29 protein-coding genes are annotated in these 24,117 nt (G+C 45.0%); 11 read left to right on the top strand and 18 right to left on the bottom strand.

Annotation, left to right across the window (positions count from 1 at the left end; genetic code table 11):
• Window positions 1-53 precede the first annotated feature (53 nt).
• Window positions 54-707 carry a PAQR family membrane homeostasis protein TrhA gene (trhA, locus tag HMPREF9447_RS04425; RefSeq protein ID WP_009128458.1) on the top strand — a complete coding sequence of 218 codons (654 nt, stop codon included), beginning with the start codon at window positions 54-56 and terminating at the stop codon, window positions 705-707.
• Window position 708: 1 nt separating this feature from the next.
• On the opposite strand, the gene HMPREF9447_RS04430 is transcribed toward trhA, so the two are convergent.
• Entirely contained in the window at window positions 709-1,131 is a 423-nt protein-coding gene (locus HMPREF9447_RS04430) for a DUF6575 domain-containing protein (protein ID WP_009128460.1), read from the bottom strand.
• A gap of 288 nt (window positions 1,132-1,419) precedes the next feature.
• Here HMPREF9447_RS04430 and HMPREF9447_RS04435 point away from each other — a divergent pair, with 288 nt between their 5' ends.
• The 4 genes from HMPREF9447_RS04435 (at window position 1,420) to HMPREF9447_RS04450 (ending at window position 5,952) form a co-directional block, all read left to right on the top strand.
• The gene (locus HMPREF9447_RS04435) at window positions 1,420-2,244 is read left to right on the top strand and encodes an ABC transporter ATP-binding protein (RefSeq protein ID WP_009128462.1); all 825 of its coding nucleotides are present in this window, start codon (window positions 1,420-1,422) and stop codon (window positions 2,242-2,244) included.
• Between the two features lie 9 nt (window positions 2,245-2,253).
• A complete protein-coding gene (locus HMPREF9447_RS04440) occupies window positions 2,254-3,018 on the top strand; it encodes a hypothetical protein (RefSeq protein ID WP_009128465.1) in 765 nt (254 codons plus the stop codon).
• 3 nt (window positions 3,019-3,021) lie between these two features.
• Window positions 3,022-3,390: a GntR family transcriptional regulator gene (locus tag HMPREF9447_RS04445; RefSeq protein ID WP_009128468.1), complete on the top strand. Its 369-nt coding sequence runs from the start codon at window positions 3,022-3,024 to the stop codon at window positions 3,388-3,390.
• A 231-nt stretch (window positions 3,391-3,621) separates the two neighbouring features.
• Window positions 3,622-5,952 (top strand): TonB-dependent receptor, encoded by a 2,331-nt coding sequence (locus tag HMPREF9447_RS04450; RefSeq protein ID WP_009128471.1) that lies wholly within the window; start codon window positions 3,622-3,624, stop codon window positions 5,950-5,952.
• Window positions 5,953-6,315: 363 nt separating this feature from the next.
• Here HMPREF9447_RS04450 and HMPREF9447_RS04455 read toward each other — a convergent pair whose 3' ends face one another.
• Together HMPREF9447_RS04455 and HMPREF9447_RS04460 are read right to left on the bottom strand one after the other, a co-directional pair.
• Window positions 6,316-6,882 carry a nitroreductase family protein gene (locus HMPREF9447_RS04455; RefSeq protein WP_187389028.1) on the bottom strand — a complete coding sequence of 189 codons (567 nt, stop codon included), beginning with the start codon at window positions 6,880-6,882 and terminating at the stop codon, window positions 6,316-6,318.
• Window positions 6,882-8,009: an HpaII family restriction endonuclease gene (locus HMPREF9447_RS04460; protein WP_009128475.1), complete on the bottom strand. Its 1,128-nt coding sequence runs from the start codon at window positions 8,007-8,009 to the stop codon at window positions 6,882-6,884. Before HMPREF9447_RS04460 ends, HMPREF9447_RS04455 begins: the two co-directional genes overlap by 1 nt.
• Before the next feature lie 125 nt (window positions 8,010-8,134).
• Between HMPREF9447_RS04460 and HMPREF9447_RS04465 the strand changes: the two genes are divergently transcribed.
• Complete coding sequence (locus HMPREF9447_RS04465; protein ID WP_009128477.1) at window positions 8,135-8,344, top strand: CDGSH iron-sulfur domain-containing protein; 210 nt, start codon at window positions 8,135-8,137, stop codon at window positions 8,342-8,344.
• Between the two features lie 34 nt (window positions 8,345-8,378).
• Here the strand turns inward: HMPREF9447_RS04465 and HMPREF9447_RS04470 are convergent, their stop codons facing one another.
• Window positions 8,379-8,984 (bottom strand): IMPACT family protein, encoded by a 606-nt coding sequence (locus tag HMPREF9447_RS04470; RefSeq protein WP_044137737.1) that lies wholly within the window; start codon window positions 8,982-8,984, stop codon window positions 8,379-8,381.
• Window positions 8,985-9,196: 212 nt separating this feature from the next.
• Here HMPREF9447_RS04470 and HMPREF9447_RS04475 point away from each other — a divergent pair, with 212 nt between their 5' ends.
• Window positions 9,197-9,805, top strand: a complete 609-nt coding sequence (locus HMPREF9447_RS04475; protein WP_009128480.1) for a hypothetical protein — start codon at window positions 9,197-9,199, stop codon at window positions 9,803-9,805.
• 4 nt (window positions 9,806-9,809) lie between these two features.
• Window positions 9,810-10,940, top strand: a complete 1,131-nt coding sequence (locus tag HMPREF9447_RS04480; RefSeq protein WP_009128482.1) for a glycerate kinase family protein — start codon at window positions 9,810-9,812, stop codon at window positions 10,938-10,940.
• Between the two features lie 25 nt (window positions 10,941-10,965).
• Here the strand turns inward: HMPREF9447_RS04480 and HMPREF9447_RS04485 are convergent, their stop codons facing one another.
• Both HMPREF9447_RS04485 and HMPREF9447_RS04490 read right to left on the bottom strand, forming a co-directional pair.
• Window positions 10,966-11,538 (bottom strand): flavodoxin family protein, encoded by a 573-nt coding sequence (locus HMPREF9447_RS04485; protein ID WP_009128484.1) that lies wholly within the window; start codon window positions 11,536-11,538, stop codon window positions 10,966-10,968.
• Between the two features lie 13 nt (window positions 11,539-11,551).
• On the bottom strand, window positions 11,552-11,953 hold the full coding sequence (locus HMPREF9447_RS04490) for an FKBP-type peptidyl-prolyl cis-trans isomerase (RefSeq protein ID WP_044137738.1): 402 nt from the start codon (window positions 11,951-11,953) through the stop codon (window positions 11,552-11,554).
• Between the two features lie 140 nt (window positions 11,954-12,093).
• On the opposite strand from HMPREF9447_RS04490, the gene HMPREF9447_RS04495 reads away from it, so the two are divergent.
• Window positions 12,094-12,885, top strand: coding sequence for an aspartate dehydrogenase domain-containing protein (locus HMPREF9447_RS04495; protein WP_009128488.1), 792 nt, complete (start codon window positions 12,094-12,096; stop codon window positions 12,883-12,885).
• Window positions 12,886-12,890: 5 nt separating this feature from the next.
• Here HMPREF9447_RS04495 and HMPREF9447_RS04500 read toward each other — a convergent pair whose 3' ends face one another.
• The 4 genes from HMPREF9447_RS04500 to HMPREF9447_RS04510 form a co-directional block, all read right to left on the bottom strand.
• Window positions 12,891-13,775 (bottom strand): D-isomer specific 2-hydroxyacid dehydrogenase family protein, encoded by an 885-nt coding sequence (locus HMPREF9447_RS04500; protein ID WP_009128490.1) that lies wholly within the window; start codon window positions 13,773-13,775, stop codon window positions 12,891-12,893.
• Window positions 13,765-14,007 carry a hypothetical protein gene (locus tag HMPREF9447_RS04505; protein ID WP_009128492.1) on the bottom strand — a complete coding sequence of 81 codons (243 nt, stop codon included), beginning with the start codon at window positions 14,005-14,007 and terminating at the stop codon, window positions 13,765-13,767. The genes HMPREF9447_RS04500 and HMPREF9447_RS04505 overlap by 11 nt, the downstream gene beginning before the upstream one ends.
• A gap of 49 nt (window positions 14,008-14,056) precedes the next feature.
• Entirely contained in the window at window positions 14,057-14,230 is a 174-nt protein-coding gene (locus HMPREF9447_RS28715; protein WP_009128493.1) for a hypothetical protein, read from the bottom strand.
• 134 nt (window positions 14,231-14,364) lie between these two features.
• Entirely contained in the window at window positions 14,365-14,763 is a 399-nt protein-coding gene (locus tag HMPREF9447_RS04510) for a DUF6249 domain-containing protein (RefSeq protein WP_007663356.1), read from the bottom strand.
• Between the two features lie 143 nt (window positions 14,764-14,906).
• Between HMPREF9447_RS04510 and HMPREF9447_RS04515 the strand changes: the two genes are divergently transcribed.
• The gene (locus HMPREF9447_RS04515; RefSeq protein WP_009128495.1) at window positions 14,907-15,455 is read left to right on the top strand and encodes an RNA polymerase sigma factor; all 549 of its coding nucleotides are present in this window, start codon (window positions 14,907-14,909) and stop codon (window positions 15,453-15,455) included.
• Entirely contained in the window at window positions 15,452-15,823 is a 372-nt protein-coding gene (locus HMPREF9447_RS04520) for a hypothetical protein (RefSeq protein WP_009128497.1), read from the top strand. The genes HMPREF9447_RS04515 and HMPREF9447_RS04520 overlap by 4 nt, the downstream gene beginning before the upstream one ends.
• A 60-nt stretch (window positions 15,824-15,883) precedes the next feature.
• Here the strand turns inward: HMPREF9447_RS04520 and HMPREF9447_RS04525 are convergent, their stop codons facing one another.
• From HMPREF9447_RS04525 to HMPREF9447_RS04560, 8 genes are all read right to left on the bottom strand, one after another.
• A complete protein-coding gene (locus tag HMPREF9447_RS04525) occupies window positions 15,884-17,131 on the bottom strand; it encodes a DUF1015 domain-containing protein (protein ID WP_009128499.1) in 1,248 nt (415 codons plus the stop codon).
• 43 nt (window positions 17,132-17,174) lie between these two features.
• Window positions 17,175-17,531: a four helix bundle protein gene (locus HMPREF9447_RS04530; RefSeq protein WP_009128501.1), complete on the bottom strand. Its 357-nt coding sequence runs from the start codon at window positions 17,529-17,531 to the stop codon at window positions 17,175-17,177.
• Between the two features lie 29 nt (window positions 17,532-17,560).
• Entirely contained in the window at window positions 17,561-18,484 is a 924-nt protein-coding gene (locus HMPREF9447_RS04535; RefSeq protein ID WP_009128502.1) for an NAD(P)-dependent oxidoreductase, read from the bottom strand.
• 107 nt (window positions 18,485-18,591) lie between these two features.
• Window positions 18,592-19,659, bottom strand: a complete 1,068-nt coding sequence (gene serC / locus HMPREF9447_RS04540) for a 3-phosphoserine/phosphohydroxythreonine transaminase (RefSeq protein ID WP_009128503.1) — start codon at window positions 19,657-19,659, stop codon at window positions 18,592-18,594.
• Between the two features lie 275 nt (window positions 19,660-19,934).
• Window positions 19,935-21,257, bottom strand: a complete 1,323-nt coding sequence (locus HMPREF9447_RS04545) for a DEAD/DEAH box helicase (RefSeq protein ID WP_044137443.1) — start codon at window positions 21,255-21,257, stop codon at window positions 19,935-19,937.
• A gap of 191 nt (window positions 21,258-21,448) precedes the next feature.
• Window positions 21,449-22,723 carry an NADH:ubiquinone reductase (Na(+)-transporting) subunit F gene (nqrF, locus tag HMPREF9447_RS04550; protein ID WP_009128506.1) on the bottom strand — a complete coding sequence of 425 codons (1,275 nt, stop codon included), beginning with the start codon at window positions 22,721-22,723 and terminating at the stop codon, window positions 21,449-21,451.
• A gap of 19 nt (window positions 22,724-22,742) precedes the next feature.
• Window positions 22,743-23,369, bottom strand: a complete 627-nt coding sequence (gene nqrE, locus HMPREF9447_RS04555) for an NADH:ubiquinone reductase (Na(+)-transporting) subunit E (protein WP_009128507.1) — start codon at window positions 23,367-23,369, stop codon at window positions 22,743-22,745.
• A 106-nt stretch (window positions 23,370-23,475) separates the two neighbouring features.
• Window positions 23,476-24,114, bottom strand: coding sequence for an NADH:ubiquinone reductase (Na(+)-transporting) subunit D (locus HMPREF9447_RS04560; protein WP_009128508.1), 639 nt, complete (start codon window positions 24,112-24,114; stop codon window positions 23,476-23,478).
• Between the last annotated feature and the right edge of the window lie 3 nt (window positions 24,115-24,117).

The following is a 24,117-nucleotide window of genomic DNA, read 5'->3' on the forward strand; positions in this document are numbered from 1 at the left end:
TATCCTCTACTTTCGCAATAAAATTGATGTAACGAAATATACAGAATTCCCTAATGAGCATTACCCGAAAGAACAAATGTAACGGACTTTTTTACACGAAAGCTGAAGAGAGAGTCAACACCCTCTCACATGCCGCAGGTATTTTAATGGGAATTATTGTAGGTACGCTGTTCCTTATCAAAAGTAGCGGAGATTTTTGGGCTACTCTCGGCATTTGGCTCTACCTCTTCGGCATGCTCGGCTCTTACATCGCCTCTACCCTTTACCATGCGCTGAAATACCATAATCCCTGGAAGAAACGATTGCGGAATTGGGACCATGCAGCTATCTATTGGCACATTGCGGGCAGTTACTCACCTGTCACACTCATTGCACTGCGTGAGAATGGCGCTTGGGGATGGGAATTATTCGGTTTCGTCTGGTTGTGCGCCATCATCGGCACCATCGTGAGTTTCCGCGAAATGGAAGCACATAGCAATGTAGAGACAATCTGCTTCATCGTTATGGGGCTGTCTGTACTGGTTGCTTTCAAGCCACTATATGCTGTTGCTGCAGGAACTTGCTACTGGATGATTGGCGAAGGTATTTGCTACATCACCGGAGCAGTGTTTTACTCTTTCAGGCAGCGCTATATGCATTCTGTATTTCATTTCTTCGTATTAGGAGGTTCGATATGCCACATGATAGCGGTGTGGCTGATTCTTTAAATTACATACATGCCCAGCCGAACTTACGTACAAGTTCCGTCAATAAACTACGGTCTTTTATTGATAAATTGATAACTACATTCTCGCGTACATCTCCTGACAAGATATATCCATCGGCGGGCAACTTATCCTCGGATAAAGTCTTTTCTCCGGATAGTGTTTTCTGATATTTATCAGCCTGAAACACCACATCGAAATACTCTTGTTCTGTTTCCGGATGAATAAAAAGTGAACGTAAATCAACACTTCCTGCTAAAAACTCCTCCAAACGCTGTGCTGAGATACGAATTCCTGTATAGCGACAAGCAGGTTCATCATCATATAACAAGCAAAGATATAAGGTGTCAAACGCATCCCGTACCACAAAGAGCTGGGGTACATCACAAAAGTCCAATATCTTATCTATTCTCAATACATCTTTCATAATCAGACTATTTTAGCTTGTGGAGCTTAGGCAATGCCTCAAACCACTCTGTTTTCATTATTCTTGATTTTCTCGCAGAGTTACCGTTTATACGTAAGTAAACAAATATTTTTTCTGTTTTGTTATGCGCCGTTTTACGTTGAACAAGCAGTCAGCATATATGAAATGTACGATATCAAGCCTCTGACAATTGCTAAAATACATTAATTAAATTCTCCCTTCCTTGCTTTTCTCCTTCGCTTCCTTTACGTTTGCAGTGTTGTACATCAGTGCAACACCGAAGATATTATGATAAAGATGGAAAACATCAGCTACGGCTACAATCCTAAGTTACCTATTTTCAATAATATATCATTGGAAATAGGTAATGGTATATACGGACTTCTAGGAGAGAACGGAGTAGGAAAAACAACACTGATGCATCTCTTTTGCGGACTACTTTTTCCCTGGAAAGGAGAATGCAGCATTGACGGAATGAATCCGGCAAAAAGAGAACCCGCCGTGTTGAGCCATTACTTCTTTCTGCCCGAAGAAATGCAGATGCCCTCCGAAAGCATTTCTGCTTTTGCCACACGGCATTCCGCTTTCTATCCGCACTTCAACCACAAAGAGTTTGAACAGAACCTGGAAGAATTGAAGATTGACAGGAAACAAAAGTTATCCGCAATCTCCTATGGTCAGCAGAAAAAGGCGATGCTGGCGTATGCCTTTGCACTGCACACCCCGCTCCTTATACTCGACGAGCCCACAAACGGGCTGGACATCACATCCCGCCAAGCTCTGAAACGTATCATCAGCCGTAGCATAGATGATGACAGTACGCTGCTCATCTCCACCCATCAGGCGCACGACTTCGAGAAACTGCTGGATCACCTCATCATCCTCGGCGAAAGCGAAGTCTTACTGAACCGTTCATTGGACGAAATCAGCCAGCGCCTCCTCTTTGCCCGGACAGACAGTCTGCCCGAAAACAGCATTTACAGCGAACAGGAATTGCCCGGATATTTCTCCGTACTGCCTAATGAGGAAGAAGAAGAAAATACACCGGATATCGAACTGCTGTACAAGGCAATGTTGCAAGTACCGGAAAAGATAAAATCAATGTTCAAATAAACAAAGAATATGAATGCAACCTTCAACCTGAAACGTTTCTTCCTGCTGGAACAGTACAAGAAACAGGAAACCGGCCGGCACTTGCTCTGGAGTACCGGCATTGTGCTGGGCATTTGTCTTCTCTGCATGATGTATGATATCAACAAAGGTTCAAGCTACTATATTGAGCATACACAAGGCCTCTCCCTCGGCCGCTACGTACTGTGGTTCCTCTGCATTGCCCCCGGCCTGTTGGAGATAAATATCACCAAACAGACCTCCACCCTATACCTGTTGCTGCCCGCTTCCGCCTTCGAGAAGTTCCTGCACTTGTGGATGAAATACTTGGTTATACTTCCATTTTTTTGTATCCTGCTGATAATAGTTATAAAAGGGGTATTTATTCTCTCAGGCATCGACTACCTGCAACATTTCAGCAGCCGCATTGAATTCTATATGATGCAAAAAGACCAGATGTTGGCATACAGCCTGCTGCAAGGAACTTTCTTTCTCGGATGCATAGCTTTCAAACGTCAGAAACTGATAAATTCCTTCATCGTATTGTGTTCCTGCTTCATTCTCTTTTTCGGGGTCATATTCCTCTCAATGGCATTGTGGGAACCCGCCGACAGCCACGGATATTGGGTAGCAAACATAGCCTATCCGATCTACAACTTTCCGATAAGCAGCACGTCAGAAGCCATCATTGCTTTCTGCAACTACGGCACCCCTGTCCTGTTCAGTATCGGAATATGGATATCGAGTTACTTCCTGTTCAAAGAAAAACAACTGTAAACTATGGACTTCAAGACCAACAAACCGATATACCAACAGATTGTAGACTTCTGTTTCAGCAAGATACTCACCCATGAGTGGACGGCAGACGAACGGATAGTCTCGGTCAGAGAGCTTTCCACGCAACTCGCCGTGAACTCGCGCACCGTGCTGAAAGCCTACGAATACCTGCAAGCGGAGGACATTATCTATCCCGAGCGGGGCATGGGCTTCTATCTCTCAAAGGACGCCATGAAGAAAGTGATGAAGATACAAAAGAAAGAATTCTTTGAAAACCAACTTGCCGACCTGTTCAACATCATGGACCTGCTCGGCATCAGCATGGATGAAATAACAGAACGATATAATAAACTTAAAAACAGCAGTTCATGAAGAGATACGCAAAGACAGCATTATGGATTACTTTCGGACTCCTCTTCGTACTCGTCATAGTCAAAGTTTTTACTCTGATGTACGAACTGAATTCCGCCATACAATCCTAACTTTCGCCGTCTCAACGAAGAAAGTATAAACAATTGAAATACAATACATAGAATCTTCCCCGATGGGGAGGAGTGAAATCTACATCCCTAATTGATTAGTAACCTACTAACAGAAACGAATATGAAAACAAAACTATTTTTACTATCGCTTGTCCTCTGCGTACTCAGTGCGCAAGCACAGAACTTCTCCATCAAAGGGCGCATCACAGACGCTTCGCAAGAGGCGATTATAGCCGCCAACGTATCACTATGGGCCACAGACTCCACCCTGGTGACCGGAGTAACTTCGGATGCACAAGGCAAGTTCGTTCTCAATAAAATCAAGGCAGGCAACTACCGCCTGGCCGTTACTTTCATCGGCTATCAGAGTGAAGTCATCCTGCTGAAACTGAACAATAATCTCGACTTGGGCGACGTGCAATTGAAGGAAGATGCTGTAAGTCTGGGCGAGGTAACCGTATCCGCCAGCAACGTGCTTCAACGAGTGGACCGTCAGATTATCCTGCCCACCGAAAGCCAACTGAAACGCTCGTTCGGCGCCTACGACCTGCTGAACAATCTCGGCATTGCCCGCCTGCAAGTAGACAACTTCACCAACAGCATGAGTGTCAGCGGCGGTGGAGCCGTGCAAACCCGCATCAACGGCATCAAGGTGACGGACAAGGAAATAGCCGCCATCAGAGCCAAAGACGTGCTGCGTGTGGAGTTCATTGAAGACCCCGGCAAGCAATACGGCGACGACGAACTGGGCGCCGTGGTGAACATCATCCTGCGCCGCCGTGAAACGGGTGGTGTGGTGAACTTCCAACTTTCCGACTCGCCCCATACCCTGTGGGGAGAGAATTTCCTGAGTGCGAAATTCAACTACAAGAATTCAGAATGGGGCATCGACTACTTCAACAAGAACGGCAAGTATCACAGCCGCCTCGAATCTCACGAAACCTTTTATCTGGGCGATCGTACCATCGACCGTATCAAGGAAGGCATCGAAGACGAATCCCCCGCACTCAGTTTCATCAATAACCTGAACCTGACGTACAATCTAACGAAAGCGGACAAGTATGTATTCAACGCCATCTTCCGCAATAACCTCAGCAACGCTCCTTATCAGAATGAGCTGAACAAGATGTGGGCAGTAGGCAGCACGGAGTCCATCTATTCATACGTCAACAACCACACATCCAGCTATTCTCCGGCACTCGACCTTTACTTCCAGCATACTCTGCCCCATCAGCAGAGCATCCAGATGAATGTGACGGGAACGCTTATCCACACCAAGAACAACCGTAAATATAAGGAGTACAAGGACGAGAATGCACCGTTGGCAGATATTCAGACATTGGTGGATGGTGACAAACGCTCCGTCATCGGTGAGGCGATTTATGAAAAAAGCTTCAAGGACGTGAAACTGAGTGGTGGCGCCCGCCACTATCAGATGAGGACGGAGAATGAATACAAAGGCTCCAACCCCACTACTTCGAAAATGGACCAGTCGCAGACCTCCGCTTTCCTGGAGGTGCAGGGCAAGGTGAAGGATTTCAGTTATGCGGGCAGCGTGGGCATGACGCGCGCCTGGTTCAAGGAAAGCGACGAAGACCATGCTTACTATACCTTCACGCCTACCGTGCGATTGAGTTACAATTTGAAGAAAGCGGGCTTCCTGCGCTACCGGTTCAATATCAGTCCCGCCATACCGTCGCTTGGTTCGTTGACTGATGTGGAGCAGGCTATAGATACGATACAGATAGTTCGTGGTAATCCGTTGCTGAAAACGTACCAGCAGTTCACGAACTCTCTGTCTTACAGTTATTCGAAGAAGCAGTTCAATGCCAATCTGAGCGTGCGCCACCAGTATTACGACAATCCCATCATGGAAAGCATCTTCGTCGAGGACGGGAAACTGATATTGAAAGATGAAAACCAACGGTCGTTCCAAAGCCTGAATGCGGAGCTGATGATCGGTACCAATGGCGCAACGCTGTTCGGACTGAAAGATGTCCTGACGCTTTATGCTTCGGGAGGATATACCCGCAGTTGGTCGGAGGGGCTAGAATACAGTCACACGTACGATGAATTCTATTACAGTGTGATGGCACAATTGCAATACAAAGGTTTCTCCCTGATGGGACAGTTCCGGAAGGTGCAGAACAACTTCTTCGGTGAAACCATCAGGAAGAACGAGAATCAGACGGCATTTATGGCAATGTATGCCAAGCAGAACTTTCAGGCAGGGATTGGTGTTCTGTTTCCTTTCACCAATAATTATAAGGTGGGAAAAGAGCGTATCAGTGAGGTAGCGCCTTTCCGTTCGGAGACTTTTGTGAAAGAGACGGGACAGATGTTCATACTCCGCGTAGGCTATACGTTTGAGTTCGGCCGCAAGCACAAAGCCGGAAACAAGGGATTGAACAATAGCGATACGGACAGCGGCATCATCAATATGCAGAGATAAAAGAGGTAAAGTCGCATTCAAATCAGGCTTTATTTCAACCCTCCTTGTGAAAAGAGGGAGCCCAAAGGGCGAGGTGGCGGGATTATACGAAATTGCTTCATGTATAATTCATTAATTACCTGACTGCCGCCTCCCCTGCGGGCATTTTTTATCAAGGAAAAGATAAGCCATGAAGTAAATCAATAAAAGATGACTAAGTGAACTCGCAACCAAAGGATTTCTTTCCTTTAAACAAAGGATGTACGAGTTGTACAACTGGAGCAGCACGAGTAGTACAACTGGGGATGTATGAGTTGTACAACTCGTACCATGTTTGGTTTAACCTAAAAATAGTTTAGGTTAAGGGTAGAAAAAAGCTCAGTATTACTTGATGATAGTTACAGTGCCTTCCGCTAGTTTCTTTTCCTTCACCGGAGCAGCGGCAGCATAACCCAAAGCGGCACAACCATATACGCGATGGTTTTCGGGGATGCCCAGCTTCGTAAGGAAAGCACGCACATCAGGATCATCACAAGTTTGTCCCAACTGGTTTATCCAGCAGGAACCGATGCCGAGAGACTTGGCTGCAAGGAAGATATTCTGCATGGCACAGGCGCAATCCATGCTTGCCCACCACTGTGTCGGTTCGTTGGAAACAATGACGAGTGTAGGGGCATGATAATAGCAGCAATACGTCTGGCTATGTCCGCGTTCCTGCAAACGGGGTTCATCGCTCTTGGCAAAAGCACCTTTAATCTTTTCGTTCAGTTCTTCCAGCACAGCACCATTCTGAATAGCGGTGAAATGCCATGTCTGGAGTCCCATACCACTGGGAGCATAGGTTGCCGCTTCCAGAATGGTACTTAAATCTTCCTGCGAAATCTGTTGTTCCGTATAGGCGCGCACACTGCGGCGCGACTTGATGGTCTTTAAAATCTCATTCATACTCATTATTTTTTTGTCAACCCAATCTTTACATTCAGTTTGAAATAATACACGCCGTTCTCTTTTTCAAGGAAACCGTACTTATCCTTATCTACCGAGCCTTTCTCGAAACGAGTATTCCGATATAAGAAATCGGCAAATACCTGGCGCTCCGATTTATGATAGCAAAGCACCTCCCCTTCCGCATTTACCAACAGAACACCTTCTACGGCTGAGTCCGTACCGTTATAAATCTTTGCCGGACGCATGCCCAAGGCAAGTGCTAGCAAGAACTGTTTCATCTTAAACTCATAGAAAGCATGTTTGTTTATCAGCTCATCTTTTATCTTCAGAGGATTTATCTCTTTGATACGCTCCGTCAGTTCGCTGACACGGGAGATGCCGTCGAGGTGCATCATGCGCACCATCTCCGCCAACATACGAGGGAAGTGCAAATCAATCATCAGCAGGTTGCAACGGAACACACGGTCCGCCACATCCGAATATTTCAGCACTCCGCCCAGACGCTCAATCATCAGCATACGCTCAGTCACTTCCGTCGGAGACTCCGGCAAAGCATTTATCTTGTTTACCGTAGGCGTAGCAAACTTGATGCCCGACTGTTCCAATTTCAGGTTTGCCGTACGCCCGCCATCCAGCAACGGGTTCATTGTACTGAGCCGACAACGGACATTAAATCCCGTCAGCGGTGCTTCCGCATGCCAGAAGGCAACAGAGAAGTCTGTACGGTCTTCCGTCTTCGCCTCCAAATCGTAGATATTGATGGCATCCAGAAAACCTTCCAGACCTTCGGGAACTTCAATAGTATCGGAACCGGCAGTCGTTTTCAACAATTCAAGTATAACCTCTGCCGCCCCGCCAAAGTCTTCACGGGGAATGTTCTGTTCTTCCTTGTCAGCCACAGTAAACGTCCCCGTTTTCTCCACCGTCCCGCTGACGATACGGACATTTTCCTGTTCTATATAATAACGGCGCGTGCCGTCATGCTCTTCCCTTTGTACCATCGCAATGGGCCAGCACTTTGCTTCATCCTTCCGGACTTGCGGTGTGCCCAATGAAACCTTTCCGTCTGCCAACAGGCGAAAAAATGTGTAGAGTTCGCCCAACTCACGCTTTGTTGCTTCGAATGCCATATATCTATATATTATTTATAAGTGCGCACAAAGATAAGGAAATCCATACAAAAAAAGTGAATGGATAAACTATTTCCATACGCAAACGTTTTATTTGAAACGTATAACATTAAAAAAACAATGATATGGAAACAGAAGAAAATATGGTAGCCATCACGGCTACACCCAACGGACCTTTTATTGTAGAAGGCAATTTCAAATTGATAGACCGGGAGGGAAAAACAGAGGTACGAAAAGGAAGAATCGCCTTGTGTCGCTGCGGACGCTCTTATAAACAGCCCTTCTGCGACGGGACGCACAGGAAAATCCACTATAACGATTTATCTCTGAAATAGACGTACCGGAGGGATTCTCCGGGGAGCTGAGACATTACGCATCCTCTTCAAAGCGCAATGTCTCGACTTTTTCCAGGCGTGCCCTCAGCTTCGGCATCATCGACTTACGGATGCGAAGCGCCATGCGGCAATCCATATCGTACGACTGTTCCAGTATTTCCGGCTCCTCCTCCTTGACAATGCGCATCACGTCATTCATAAAAGGGTATTCAAACAGGAAAGTGACCGTTTCATCCACCGTCTTTTCTATAATTTCGGCAGCAGTTATCGCTTCGGCAGCAGCAGCTTTATAAGCAACAATCAGTCCACTCGTCCCCAACTTGATGCCACCAAAGTAGCGGACAACGATAATCAGTATATCGGTCAGTTCATTGGAGTTAATCTGTCCCAGAATAGGTTTTCCTGCCGTACCGGAAGGTTCTCCGTTATCATTGGCACGGAAATCCTTGCGCTCGGCTCCCAGCATATAGGCGTAGCAGACGTGGCGGGCATCGTAATATTTCTTCTGATAAGTTTCCAGATGCGATTTTACCTCATCGACAGTACGCACAGGCAAAGCGATAGCAATGAATTTGCTACGCTTCTCGGTATAAATCCCTTCGGCAGGGGCGCTTATGGTTTTGTAGGTATCTTCACTCATGCTGCAAAGATACATATTCTTATCGTTATGAGAAAATTGTTTCTAATCCTCTCTCTTTTTGGGACAAAATAGACAGAGTTTAAAAGTTTTTTTGTAAATTTGTCAAAACAGAACCGCATTCAATAGAAAAAATTCTGATTATAAGTATGTATCAGGACCTCATACTTACAATCTTAGAATGCAAGGTCCTCCCATAAGTAACATTTATCACTATGAACAACAAGCTGTTTACCTTTCTCGACCCTCTACTGGGCTACATTGACAACGGGCGTTTCTTCCGTGAACCTTTCCGTTGGCTTTACGTCATCTTTGCTGTACTAAATCTGTTATTTCCTATTGCAATCCTGGTGAAAGTCATCGACATGGGGTTCTTCAAGTTCGCCGAGGGGAAAGCAATCTTTGCTTTTATTCTGATATTTATTATCCTTTGCGGCGGTGCATGGGGCAGCTATCTGCTCTGGATGAACCGAAAAAACAAATTGAAAGAAGTCATCCAGGAAGACAACGAATTCATTGCTATCCCTGTAGTATCCCATCTGACACAGACAGTGGGTGAATGGCTCGGACTTTATATCGGTGTTGTTGGCACACTTTGCTCACTGATTATCGCACTCTTGGCAGCAAACGAATTGCAATACGTCATGCCGGTATCTACAGGCATTTTCTTCCTCATGCCGATATACGGTTTCCTTATTGTTGTATTTGCGCGTCTGCTTGCTGAACTGTATCGCGCTTTGGCAGTTATTGCCAACAACACCAAGAAGTTGGCAGGGCCGGAAACAAAAAACGAAGCAAAGTTGGAAGATAGAGAGGAAATCTAAATCAATGAAGAAAGTAGTCATCGCTATTGACTCCTTTAAAGGATGTTTACCCTCGGCAGAAGCAGGAAAAGCGGCTGCCGAGGGTATTCGTTCTGTATTCCCGGAGTGTGGAATTCTGTCTCTACCTATAGCTGATGGTGGCGAAGGGATGCTGGATGTGCTGATTGCAGCAACCAACGGACGTGAAGTGCAGCTTTCTGCCCACAACCCTCTCATGGAATGGCACGATACTTACTACGGCATTTCGGAAGACGAAAAAACGGCCTTTATAGAAATGGCAAGCATCAGCGGGTTGCCTCTGGTTCCGCCGGAGAAAAGGAATCCGATGCTGACAACCTCCTATGGAACAGGAGAACTGATTCGTGATGCGTTGGAACGTGGTTGCCGCAACTTCATCATCGGCATTGGCGGCAGCGCGACAAATGATGCCGGGCTGGGAATGTTACAGGCTTTAGGTTTCCGGTTTCTGGATAAAGAAGGGAAGATTTTGGAAACTGGTAACGGAAAAATTTTAATGGAAGTTGTTTCCATAGATACGGATTTCGTCCATCCTGATTTAAGAACTTCCCATTTTACCGTTGCCTGCGACGTACAAAATCCATTCTGTGGACCGGAAGGTGCCGCATATATCTTTGCTCCTCAGAAGGGAGCGGACCGGAAAATGGTAGAAACACTGGATGCGGGAATGCGAAGCCTTGCAGAAGTCATCTTCCACACAACGGGCAAAGACATTTCCAATCATCCCGGAGCAGGTGCGGCCGGTGGTATGGGTGGCAGTTTACTAGCTTTTCTGAATGCAGAGTTGAAACCGGGCATACAGTTGATGCTGGAAACTCTTGATTTTCCTGCTCAAATCAAGGGAGCCGATTTTATCATCACCGGAGAGGGAAAGGCTGACAAACAAACATTAATGGGGAAAGTTCCTTCCGGCATACTTGACAAAGCCAGTAAACAGAAAATTCCAGTTATACTGATAGCCGGTAGCGTAGAAGATGAAGACGACCTATACCGGGCAGGATTTCGGGGAGTATATTCTATCAATCCACCATCCATAACGTTGGAACAAGCCATGCAACCAGAAGTTGCACGTGCAAATATTTCAAAAACGGTAGCACAGATTTGCCGTTCTCTCTAAAGCTTATCTTTCGATGACTTCCTGGTCACAGCTTATGTATCACCTTGCGACAGCGCTTCATTTCACGTTCCGTCAGTCCGGGATGTTGCTTCGTTCCGCCTTTCTCTATGGCCGAGATGACTTTGAATCCACTCCATTTCAAGATTTCTTTCAAAGCCTTTACCACTCCCCTTGACTGATTGAAAAGGATATTGAAAGGATACGGGGTGGTGCAAGTACTGACGATAACGGCCCTCTTTCCCTTGTGCAGCCCAACAGGAATGCCCCGCGATGTCTCTCCCATCATTCCGTAGACAATACGGTCGAACATCACTTTCAGTTGCCCGGGCAAATTCCCCCAATAGCAAGGAGCACCGATAATCAAAGCATTGGCTTCTTCAATCTGTTTCAGTACACGTTGCGCATCATCTTCCGGCAGACAACATTTCAGTTTCTCACGGCAACTCATGCAGCCGATACAAGGACGGATTGCCAGGTCGGCAACTCTCACGACAGTTACTTCGTCGCCATTGTCTTTTGCTTCTGTTTCCATAAGTTGAAGCATCTTTGAGATATGGCCTTGTTTGCGGGGACTTCCGTTAATAATCAGAATTTTCATGATGATATGATATTTACGCGATTCCTAATAGGTGAACTTCAAACACCAAAGTGGAGAAAGCAGGAATAGGACCGCTGCTACGTGTTCCATATCCCATTGTGTAAGGAATATAGACTATCCAATGGTCACCTACGTGCATTCGTTGCAGGGCTATCTGCCAGCCTTCGATAACTTGGTTCAGGCGGAATGCTTCAGGACAATTCCGCTTCCAGGAGTTGTCAAACTCACGACCGTTTATCAAAGTGCCTTTGTAATGCACAGTCACAATGCTGTTCAAACGGGGAGTATTGTTAGCGTTACCACTTTCCAATACCCGGTAAAGTATTCCGCAAGGTAGTTCTTTTATATCTTCTTCTGCACGCAATGCTTCCAAGTATTGCTCATTTTGCAGTTTGTATTCTTCTTTTCGTCCCATATTCTCAAACTTCTTATTTATCGGTTCAAACTTTGCTTTTCCAATCACAAAAGTACAACATTTATATCGTCCTACAAAAAACCACAGCAACCGCATAGCTGCATTTTGGAGTTTATACGAATAAGGAGTATCTTTGCCCCATGAAAAAATTAGTTATTGTCGGATGTGGACGACTCGCCGGAATAGTTTCGGATGCAGTTGTCAATGGCTTGTTGCCTGAATATGATTTAGTTGGTGTATACTCTCGTACAGCAGAAAAAGCTGAATGCATCGTTGCCAAAATGCAGCAACATGGAAAAGCATGTATGGCTTGCACAACCATAGAAGATTTACTAGCACTGAAGCCCGATTACTTAGTGGAAGCAGCCTCCCCTGCCGCCATGAAAGAACTTGCCCTGCCTGCATTGAAGAACGGGACTTCCATCGTCACCCTGTCCATCGGTGCCCTGGCAGACACAGCCTTTTATCAGGAAGTGATGAAGACAGCCAAAGTAAATGGCACACGTGTATATATCGTCTCCGGGGCTACCGGCGGATTTGATGTGCTGCGTACAGCCTCCCTGATGGGAAATGCAACCGCCAAGTTTTTTAATGAAAAGGGTCCTAATGCTTTGAAAGGAACTGCCGTATATAATGAGGCTCTGCAAAACGAGCAACGGATTGTTTTCTCAGGCAATGCAACCGAAGCCATCGCCATGTTCCCTACCAAAGTCAATGTAGCCGTTGCCGCCTCACTGGCCTCCGTCGGTCCCGAAAACATGCAAATGTCCATGCAGTCCACCCCCGGATTCGTAGGAGATACGCAAAGAGTAGAAATTAAGAACGAGCAGGTTCATGCCATAATCGACGTGTACAGCGCCACAGCTGAAATAGCAGGGTGGTCTGTGGTGAACACCCTGCTCAATATCACATCACCGATTGTATTTTTCTGATCCGATTACTGGATATATTCCTTTATATTGGCCAGCACTTTCTCGCTCAGGCGGTCAAACGCCTGACGAGTGCGGCCTGTTGATACTTGCATGCAACGAACATGAGGATGATTCAAAAGTTGCTCTCCGCCTAAAGCCCCCACTGTATCGCAAAAACAAAGATTATCACCTTCCAGCCACTTGACAAATGCCGGTTCATCCCATGCCGGAGATAATCCGGTATTGAACAGAATCTTCTTGTTTCCCAGTTGTCCGAACTCCGCCTCATGCAATAAGACTGTGTTTTTATTGAGACAACAGAAAACAACCTCACTCTGAGCAAGAAGTTCGTTTAATGGCAGGAAGCGATACCCCTTAGCTGCCGCCTCTTTTTTCTCGTTGCGGGCAAAGTAAGCAATCTCCGCACCGAAAAACTTCAATGCATCCGCAATCATGCCACCGGACTTGCCCAGTCCTACAACACCAACTTTCAGCCCGGTAATCTCGCGCGGCATATCTTCCCACGGTTCCTGTCCAAAGCCATGCAGGCAACGCACCAACTCACTGACTACATATTCCACCACACCCTCGTCGCCATAATCACGAATACCGGTTACGATAATTCCCCGCTCATTAGCATAGCGGATATCCACATTGGCGCTCTCGGGAGAGTACAGCGAACAGCACATCCCGATATATTTAATATCCGTGCATTTCTCCAACACTGCACGGTTTATCCGGGAAGTATAACTCAGGAGCACAGCATCAGCGTCTCCGATACGGGCTATAATTTCCTCATCTCCTGCCGGAATATCAGGATACATCACAACTTCATCTGCATACGAGTGCAGTTCTTTTTCTGCTGACGGAATCAGACTTACAGGTTCTATTGCTACAAGTTTACGAAACATAGTTTTTTGATTTTAGAAACGGCGAAGTTAACAAAAAGAGTGATATAAAACAAAAAGAGCTGCCATCGATGGTACGTGACAACTCTTTCTTACTATCTTTACGACAATACTTTTTCTTGTTTTTGTGCGGACGGTCTTTTGCAATCCAACGCCCGCCATTACGTTCCAGCTCTATCGAGCGGTTCGCTTCCTTGAATGCCGATATGGCATCCCGGCGTTTCTTCGTTTTCATTGTTCTATAAACTTTAAATGCGTTGCAAAGATAGTCAATAAAAACGAAACTATCCTCTGCTACCCAAACTATTCTTATCCGGATTTATTTCGGAAACCATGTTGCGTACTTCTTTTTTATCGACTTTGGAATATAAGCCCAATTGCCGTCCAGGTAATGTTTCTTCAGCACTTTTCTGCATCTTACTCTTATTTTCAAGAGCTTTTTCTTCTTTTTTATCCATATTCTTATCTGGTTAGGTTATTTACTTATATAGTAACACACGGAGAATCCTTAAGGTTCTCTCTTAACGCAAAAAAGAGTTGCCAATGACTGACAACTCTTTTTTATCATAAAAAAATCCCTAAATTCCGACTATCATTTTTTGCTGAGCTTCAACTCTGCAATAAAAGCCGTAATAAGCCCAATGCCGCCAAACGAAAGCACACAAGCTCCATAAACCAGAGATACCGTCTCACGATAAACACGCCAGTTATCCACATCCTTATCCAAGTATCCGGGAATTGCCGAAGTGCAAATTACAAAGCCTATCAATAATCCTAATCCCATGCCCACCAGCAGGCATCCTAATTTCAATGCCGAGAAAGAAAAATTGCCATAAAGTTTCGGCATACAAGCCACATCCGGGACATACTTATCCCCCATCTTCTCAATCAGCATTAAACGCTCCTTCTTACATACAAACAATTCAAACAGTTTGTAAATTCCTAAAGTAATGATTGCCATAATCGTAGGCACCATAATAAAATCCATCATATTCGTTTCCTTTTAAATTAGTATTTTTGTTCCTTTGTACACTTTAGACGCAGGCTTCTTTGCGAGGTTACACATTCTGCGAAAAAAATATTTTTTTTCCGGATTCTGTAACCTTATATATAGAGTTGCGTCTAAAAGACAAAATGGAGAATAACGAAAAACATATTATCCAACGTATCCTGAAAGGAGAAACTGCTCTGTACGAAAACTTCCTGAATCAGTACGGCCAACAGGTATTTTCCCTGATTGCCCGCATCATCTGCAATCAGGAAGATGCCGAAGAGTTGACGCAAGACGTTTTTCTGAAAGCGTTTCAACATCTCTCCTCTTTCAAAGCCGAAAGTTCTTTCTCAACGTGGATATATTCCATCGCTTATAATACGGCAATTTCGGCAGCCCGTAAAAAGAAATTTGATACCTTTGCCATGGATGATACGTTACTCGCCAATATTTCGGAGCAGCAGGTTGACGAGACGCTAAACGACGAAAGCGAAGAAATGATTATCAAACTAAACAGAGCCATAGAAAAACTAAACTCTGACGAACGTGCCTTGATTACTCTATTCTACTATGAAGAAAAGACGATGAATGAAACCGCCCTGATTCTGGGCCTAACGGAAAGCAATGCAAAAGTAAAATTGCATCGCATACGTAAAAAGATATATGTACTCATTAAACAAGAGGAAGTATGAACGAAGAACAAAAAGATAAAGGACTGAAAAGAGCCGTAAAAGAGGAAAACAGATTTCACCTGCCTTCCAATTTTGCCTATCGCACCATGAGGAAAGTGGAAGAGGCTATACGTCTGCGGGAAAAGAAATCGGAACGGAGAACGTTATTTGCTACGATAGCTGCGTCTGTATTCTTAGTAGGATGTTGCATTGCCGGATTAGCCACTTACTTTGGTGATGTCATCAGGGAGGCCTTCACTCCTACGGAAAACTTGAAACCTGACAATATTCAGATCCCGGCATTCTGGGTGCTGATACTTATTACAATTCCATTGTTTGTCCTGTTCGACCGATGGATGAGAAAACGATATTACAAGCATCATTCTTAAAAAGAAACGAGGATGTCCGTTGAAAGGAACATCCTCGTTTTTCTTTTTCAAATAATAGTTTTAATCCAATTTGTGGATAACCAGTCCCGAACGTAATTTCGGTTCAAACCACGTTGTTTTGGGGGGCATGATGTTGCCTGTATCTGCAATGTCCATCAACTGCTTCATGCTGACCGGATAAAGTGCCAAAGCAACTTTCATCTCGCCACTATCCACCCGTTTCTTCAACTCACCTAAGCCACGGATACCGCCGACGAAATCAATACGCTTGTCGGAACGAAGGTCTTTTATACCGAGTACTTCATCCAGAATAAGATTAGAAGAAATGGTCACATCCAGTACGCCAATCGGATCATTATCATTGTATGTACCCGGTTTAGCCGTCAGACTATACCACTTGCCATCCAGATAAAGAGAGAAATTGTGCAAACCAGTAGGTTTATAAATATCCGCACCCTTCTCTTCAACCGTGAAGTTCTTGCTGACAGCAGCCAGGAACTGTTCCGGTGTCAAACCGTTCAGGTCTTTGACAACACGGTTATAATCAATTATTGTCAGTTGGTTGGCGGGGAAACAAACTGCCATGAAGTAGTTGTATTCTTCGTCACCGGTATGATTCGGATTCTGCTTAGCTTTTTCAGCTCCTACCAAAGCAGCGGCAGCACTACGGTGGTGTCCGTCGGCAATGTAAAGGGCGGGCATTTTAGCAAATTCTTTCGTGATGACATCAATGTCTTCTTGTTTATCGATAATCCAGAACGTATGTCCGAAACCATCACCGGGAGCGATAAAGTCATACACCGGTTTTCCGGCAGTATAATGAGCGATGATGGTATCCAGCGTAGCATTATCAGGATATGCAAAGAATACCGGTTCGATATTGGCATTGTTCACGCGAACATGCTTCATGCGGTCTTCTTCCTTATCACGGCGGGTCAATTCATGCTTTTTGATGACACCGTTCATATAGTCGGGAACATAAGCGCCAACTACCAGGCCATACTGCGTTTTCCCATTCATGGTCTGTGCATAGACGTAATAGTTTTCTTTATCATCCTGCACCAGCCAGCCTTTGTCCTGAAACATCTGGAAGTTTTCAGCAGCTTTCTGATAAACACATTCATCGTGTTCGTCGGTGCCTACTGGGAAATCTATTTCGGGTTTAATGATATGATACAGGGATTTCTCGTTTCCTTTCGCCTCTTCGCGCGCTTCTGCCGAGTTCAACACATCATACGGACGGGAAGCAACCTGTTCTACCAAGTCCTGCGGAGGACGAACGCCTTTAAAAGGTTTAATTATAGCCATGGTTAGATTTATGATTTATGATTTATGATTTATAACTCATGAACTATGAAGTTTTTTGCTTGGTGGTGAGAATAATAGAAACTAATATTTTAATCATCTCTAAACAATCAGTATGCATAGACTGATATTGGGACAAGGATAAATATCCTGTTTTCTCCAAAAGAGTTAACCAATATTTCGTTTCATTCGCTTCTTTCTGAGCTATTGCCAACTTATGGACAAAGTCTGGGGCTGATTCAGCAGAAATAGCTTCACTGATATTCGCTCCAATAGAAGTCCCACTACGTAGAAGTTGCTTACTCATTACATATTCGCTTTTCTCCTCTACTAAATACTTATATAGATTAACAATACGAATAGCATAGTGTAACGCTTTATCATACGTTGGATTTTCCTTCATAAATCATAAATTATAAATCATAAATCTGATTACTTTTTGTTTACGCGGAATTTCTCGCAACCGTCTTTCAGGAAGCCTACAATCTGCTGAGCAGCAGCAATACCTGCATTGATATTAGCTTCGGCAGTCTGTGCCCCCATCTTCTTCGGTGTAGAGAAGTAGCGTCCGACAAACTTAGCTGCAAATGTTTCGTTGGCAGCAGGCATGATGTCAGTCATGTATTTCAGGTCAGCACGTTCTTCCATCAACTGAATCAATTCTGTTTCGTTGATAACCTCTTTACGGGCTGTATTCACCAATACGCCACCCTTCGGCATTTTATTCACCAAAGCATAGTTGATGGAGTTCTTCGTTTCGGCAGTAGCCGGAATGTGCAGTGAAACCACGTTACAAGTAGAGTAAAGTTCATCGGCAGAATCAACAGCTTTCACGCCGTCTTTCTCAATCACCTCTTTCGGGCAGAAAGCATCGAAAGCGAAGATTTCCATACCGAAACCTTTAGCAATGCGGGCTACGTTGCGGCCTACGTTGCCATAAGCATGGATACCCAGTTTCTTGCCTTTCAGTTCCGTTCCGGAAGTACCGTTATACATATTGCGGACAGCCATTACCATCATACCGAAAGCAAGCTCGGCTACAGCGTTTGAATTCTGTCCCGGAGTGTTCATCACACATACATTGTGTGCAGTGGCAGCTTCCAGATCCACATTATCGTAACCTGCACCTGCACGTACCACAATCTTCAGTTCTTTGGCAGCATCCAGCACTTCGGCATCTATGATGTCGCTACGAATAATGATGGCATTAGCATCCTTCACAGCGTCCAGTAACTGGGCTTTCTCAGTATATTTTTCCAGTAAAGCAAGCTCATAACCTGCTGCTTCAATCTCTTTACGAATACCGTCTACGGCTACTTTAGCGAACGGTTTATCGGTTGCAATTAATACTTTCATGATTCTATGATATTAAAAAGACTCACCACAGAGGACACAGAGTACACAGAGTTTTTTATTAATTCTTCTCTGCGACTTCTGTGTACTCTGTGGTGAATAAAATATTATTAATGAAGTTTCTCAAATTCCTGCATACAGTCAATCAAAGCCTGTACGCTTTCTTTCGGCATAGCGTTGTAGCAAGATGCGCGGAAGCCACCCACTGAGCGGTGTCCTTTGATACCTACCATACCTCTTTCTGTAGCAAACTTCATGAAGTCCGCTTCCAGTTCTTTGTATTCGGGAGCCATCACAAAACAAATATTCATGCGTGAACGGTCTTCCTGAGCGGCAGTACCCACGAACATTTTGTTACGGTCGATTTCAGCATACAGCATGTCTGCCTTTTCAGTAGCCCGGCGTTCCATTTCTTTCACACCACCCTGTGCCTTAATCCAGCGTAAAGTCTGCAATGCAGCATAGATAGGAACAACCGGAGGAGTATTGAACATAGAACCACTGTCGATATGTGTCTGATAGTTCAGCATCGTGGGGATATAACGTGATACCTTGCCCAAAGCGTCATTCTTCACGATAACGAATGTCACGCCGGAAGGAGCCAGATTCTTTTGTGCACCACCATAGATACAGATGTATTTAGACACGTCGATAGGACGGGAGAAAATATCAGAAGACATATCAGCAATCATCGGAACATTTACATCCAGATCTTCCTTGAGTTCAGTACCGTAAATAGTGTTGTTGGTTGTGATGTGGAAGTAATCAGCATCAGCAGGTACAGTGTAATCCTTAGGAATATAAGTATAGGTAGACTCTGCGGAAGAAGCGACTTCAACTACTTCACCGAAGGCTTTGGCTTCTTTCATGGCTTTCTTGGCCCATACACCTGTATTGAGGTAAGCAGCTTTCTTTTCGAGGAAGTTGAAGGGAACCATGCAGAATTCCAAACTGGCACCACCGCCCAAGAACAGTACCGAATACCCTTCAGGGATATTGAGTAATTCTTTGAATAATGCCACGGCTTCGTCCACAACGGGTTGGAAGTCCTTAGCACGGTGGCTGATTTCCATCAGTGAGAGGCCTGAGCCATTGAAATCGAGAATAGCTTTTGCCGTATCCTCAATTACCTCACGAGGAAGAATAGAAGGTCCTGCATTGAAATTATGCTTTTTCATTTGAAGTTTGTTTTGGTTATACAATTTCGTTCATTAATGTCTTTCGACCTTGCGAAATTACGGAAATATTTCTTTAAAACAAACCTTTCATAATGAAATTCTATTTTTACACCGCATTTAGCTTACTTTTTTATGGTTTATACAGGATATATGCACCATTTTGTTATCCATACTTATCAAGAACGCTACTTTTGGAGAAACTAAAAGTTATGCGGATTTATTACTTCACATTCAAAACTATAAACGCAAGAAAAGTGAATATTTATAAGAAAACACTACTTTGCCTCTTCAATTATCGTCTTCATACCCTTAATTTTCTCACCACGTATCAATGTAAGCAACTGTTTCATTTTGCTGCGGCGGACAGCTACAAAAGCATAGTGTTCTTTCACATCCACCTGTCCTACATCTTCACGCGCCATTCCACCTTTCTTATATAGGAAGCCGACGATATCTATTTTATTCAGTTTATCCTTTTTTCCTTTACCTATATATAAGGTAGCCCAACGGGGTTTGGCAGGCTTCGGAAGTACTTCCGGAAACTCGAAAGCCGCAATGTCTTCGGGGATATATTCGGGAATACGTTCTTCGGCATGCAAGATGATATAGGAATTTCCATCCGCTTCCCAGCGTGCCGTACGTCCGTTGCGGTGTGTATAGGCTTCTTCGTTCACTGGAAGATGATAGTGAACAACGTTCTCAATGCCGGGGATATCCAGTCCACGGGCAGCAAGGTCGGTAGAAATCAATACAGCACAACTGCCATTGCGGAATTTGTAGAGTGCACGTTCGCGGTCGGGCTGTTCCATGCCACCATGAAACATATCACAGGGAAATTTCTTTGTTTGCAAATATTCAGTAACACGTTCCACGCTTTCGCGATAATTACAGAACACAAGGGTTGAATGATGACCAAGCGTACAAAGCAGCTTGTACAAGGTTTCCAGTTTATCTTTCTCGGGAGAAAGGACCTTATGAAGCCGCAGACGTGGAGCAAGAGCTTCCGGATCGAGAAAATCAAGTTTGATAAGTGGAGAATCATCTCCTACTCCGGCAAATTGAGGAATCTCTTCTGCATCCGTTGCCGAAAGAAGAATGCGTTTCTGCAATGAGGGTAACTGCCCGATGACCTCTGCCATTTCATCATGGAAACCGAATTCGAGGCATTTATCAAACTCGTCTATCACCAGTGTAGTGACGGTGTTCGCATTGAAGTTTTCTTTCCGCAAGTGGTCGTTCATTCGTCCCGGTGTACCGATGATAACTGAAGGGTTGATACCTTTCATCGTCCGGTGCTCCTCCATAGCAGGACGACCGCCGTAGCAACTCATCGCCTTGAACAGAGTCCCCATAGATTTAAAGACCGTTTCAATCTGCAATGCCAGTTCGCGCGATGGCACCAACACAACAGCCTGCACACCTTGCACTTCCGCCTTCAAGGATTGCACCAAGGGGAGCAGAAAAGCCAACGTCTTGCCCGAGCCTGTAGGCGAAAGCAATACTAAGTCTTTGTTTTCACGATAAGCCTCCCGAGTTGCCTCTTGCATCGGGGTGAGTTGTTCTATTTGTAGATTTCTGAGTATATCTTGAATTTCCATAATGTTCTTGTCCTATCTTTATGACGAGTCAAAGATAATGCAAATTGGGCGCAGAACTTTCATGCTTGCATAAAAAAATTCTGCCTAAATGCAGTTTATCTTATCCGAAGATAAAAAAACTCCCGCATAGCCGTAGCCGTGCAGGAGTTTTCAAAAATATCGAAGTCTTTTATCTACTTTGACGTATTTTCTTATCCGCCGAAGTTATCGAACATCAGGTTCTGAGCCGGAACACCGAGGTCATCGAGCATCTTCTCAACGGCTTTCGACATCGGGCCAGGACCGCACATGTAATATTCGATGTCTTCGGGAGCTTCGTGGTCTTTCAGGTAAGTGTTGTAAATTACCTGGTGAACGAAGCCCGGAGTATACTTCACGCCGGCTGCATCTGCTGCAGGGTCCGGACGGTCCAACGCAAGGTGGAACGTGAAGTTCGGGAAGTCTTTCTCTATTTGCAGGAAGTCTTCCAGATAGAACACCTCGTTCAGCGCACGTGCACCGTAGAAGTAAGTCATCTTGCGGTCTGTAGTGTGCAACGTCTTCGTCAAGTGCATGATTTGTGCACGCAACGGAGCCATACCGGCACCACCACCAATCCACATCATTTCTTTCTTAGAGTCGAATATCGGGTGGAAGTCTCCATAAGGACCACTCATTATTACCTTGTCACCCGGTTTCAGCGTGAAGATATAAGAAGAAGCGATACCCGCAGGCACATCCATGAAACCTTGTCCCTGATCTTTCGGCTTGAACGGAGGAGTTGCGATACGCACCGTCAACATGATACGGTCGCCTTCTGCCGGATAGTTGGCCATAGAGTAAGCACGGATGGTTTCTTCGTTATTGTCACACTTCAGAGTAAACAAACCGAATTTCTCCCATGCCGGCAAGTATTCATCGCCAATCAGACTCTTATCAATGTCCTTGTTATAGTCCATTGAGTATTTAGGTATCTTAATCTGAGCATAAGAACCCGGGATGAAATCCATGTGTTCGCCCTTAGGCAACGCAACGATGAATTCTTTGATGAACGTAGCCACGTTCTTGTTGGAGATAACCTCGCACTCCCACTCTTTTACACCAAGCACCGACTCATCAATCTTGATGCCCATGTCACTCTTCACCTTCACCTGGCAACCCAGACGCCAATGGTCTTGTACCTGTTTGCGGCTGAAGTGAGGAACCTCGGACGGCAGGATTTCGCCACCGCCATCCAGCACCTGGCATTTGCATTGTCCGCAAGAACCCTTACCACCACAAGCGGAAGAGAGGAATACACCGTTCATAGACAACGTATTCAGCAACGTGGAACCGGATTCCACGTCCAGCACATTGTCGCCGTTGATAGTCAGTTTTACATTACCCGAGGGTACCAAGAATTTCTTGGCAACCAACAGGATAACGACAAGCAGCAGAATAACCACCAGGAATACTCCAATGCTCGCTAATATTAAATTTATATCCATTGTTTTATTCCTTTCTTTATTAGATGTTCAAACCAGAGAAACACATGAATGCCATTGCCATCAAGCCTACTGTAATGAACGTGATGCCCAAACCTTTCAGCGGAGCAGGAACGTCAGAGTAAGCCATCTTCTCGCGGATAGCTGCCAGACCTACGATGGCGAGCAACCAACCGATACCGGAACCCAATGCGTAAGAGATAGCATCCCATATATCACCGATATATTTCGGATCGCTCTCACCTACATTGATGCGTTGCTGCATGAAGAGCGAAGCACCCATGATGGCACAGTTCACAGCAATCAGCGGCAGGAAGATACCCAGCGAAGCGTACAACGACGGGCTGAAACGCTCTACCACCATCTCCACCAACTGCACGATACCGGCAATTACGGCAATGAAAAGAATAAAGCTAAGGAAGCTGAGGTCTACGCCCGGAATGATAGCGTCGGCAGCCAGCACCTTGGTCTGCAATAAATAGTTGACCGGAAGCGTAACCACCAATACGAAAGTAACGGCGATGCCCAGCCCTACGGCAGTCTTCACGTTTTTGGATACAGCCAAGTAAGAGCACATACCCAGGAAGAACGCAAATATCATGTTGTCCACAAAGATGGAGCGGACAAATAAACTTATTAAATGTTCCATAATCTTTATAAGTAGTTAAGTAGTTAGTAGAAAGTAGTTAGTAGGAGAATGATTCAGAGTATCTTATTCTGACTACCGACTACTGAATTCTGACTACTTTGATTAATTATTGCTTTTCTTGCAACTCTTTGTGACGTGCACGCTGATACCAGATGATGCAAGCGCAGATAATCAACGCCATCGGCGGCATCAGCATCAAGCCGTTGTTCACATAACCTATATTCGTCAACCATTCGTGGTTCAGGATGTTGAAACCGAGCAACGTACCGGAACCCAACAGCTCACGGAAGAAAGCTACGATAATCAAAATCTTGGCATATCCCAAACCGTTACCTATACCATCAAGGCAGGATTCCCAGGGACCGTTCTGCATGGCAAATGCTTCCAGACGTCCCATCAGGATACAGTTTGTAATAATCAAACCTACATAAACGGAAAGCTGTACGCTTACGTCGTAAGCAAACGCTTTCAGGATTTCACTCACAATGGTTACCAGAGCGGCTACCACAACCAACTGAACGATGATACGGATACGGTTGGGGATAGTCTTGCGCAGCAACGAAATCACCACATTGGAGAAAGCCGTAATCACTGTTACCGAAAGACCCATTACGATGGCGGGTTCCAGCTTGGCAGTTACAGCCAGTGCAGAACAGATACCCAGTACCTGTACGGTAACGGGGTTGTCCATGCCCAGCGGATTAGAGAATACTTCTCTGTTTTTCTTTGAAAATAACTGTCCCATATC

The sequence above is a fragment of the Bacteroides oleiciplenus YIT 12058 genome, from assembly GCF_000315485.1.
GTDB lineage: Bacteria > Bacteroidota > Bacteroidia > Bacteroidales > Bacteroidaceae > Bacteroides > Bacteroides oleiciplenus.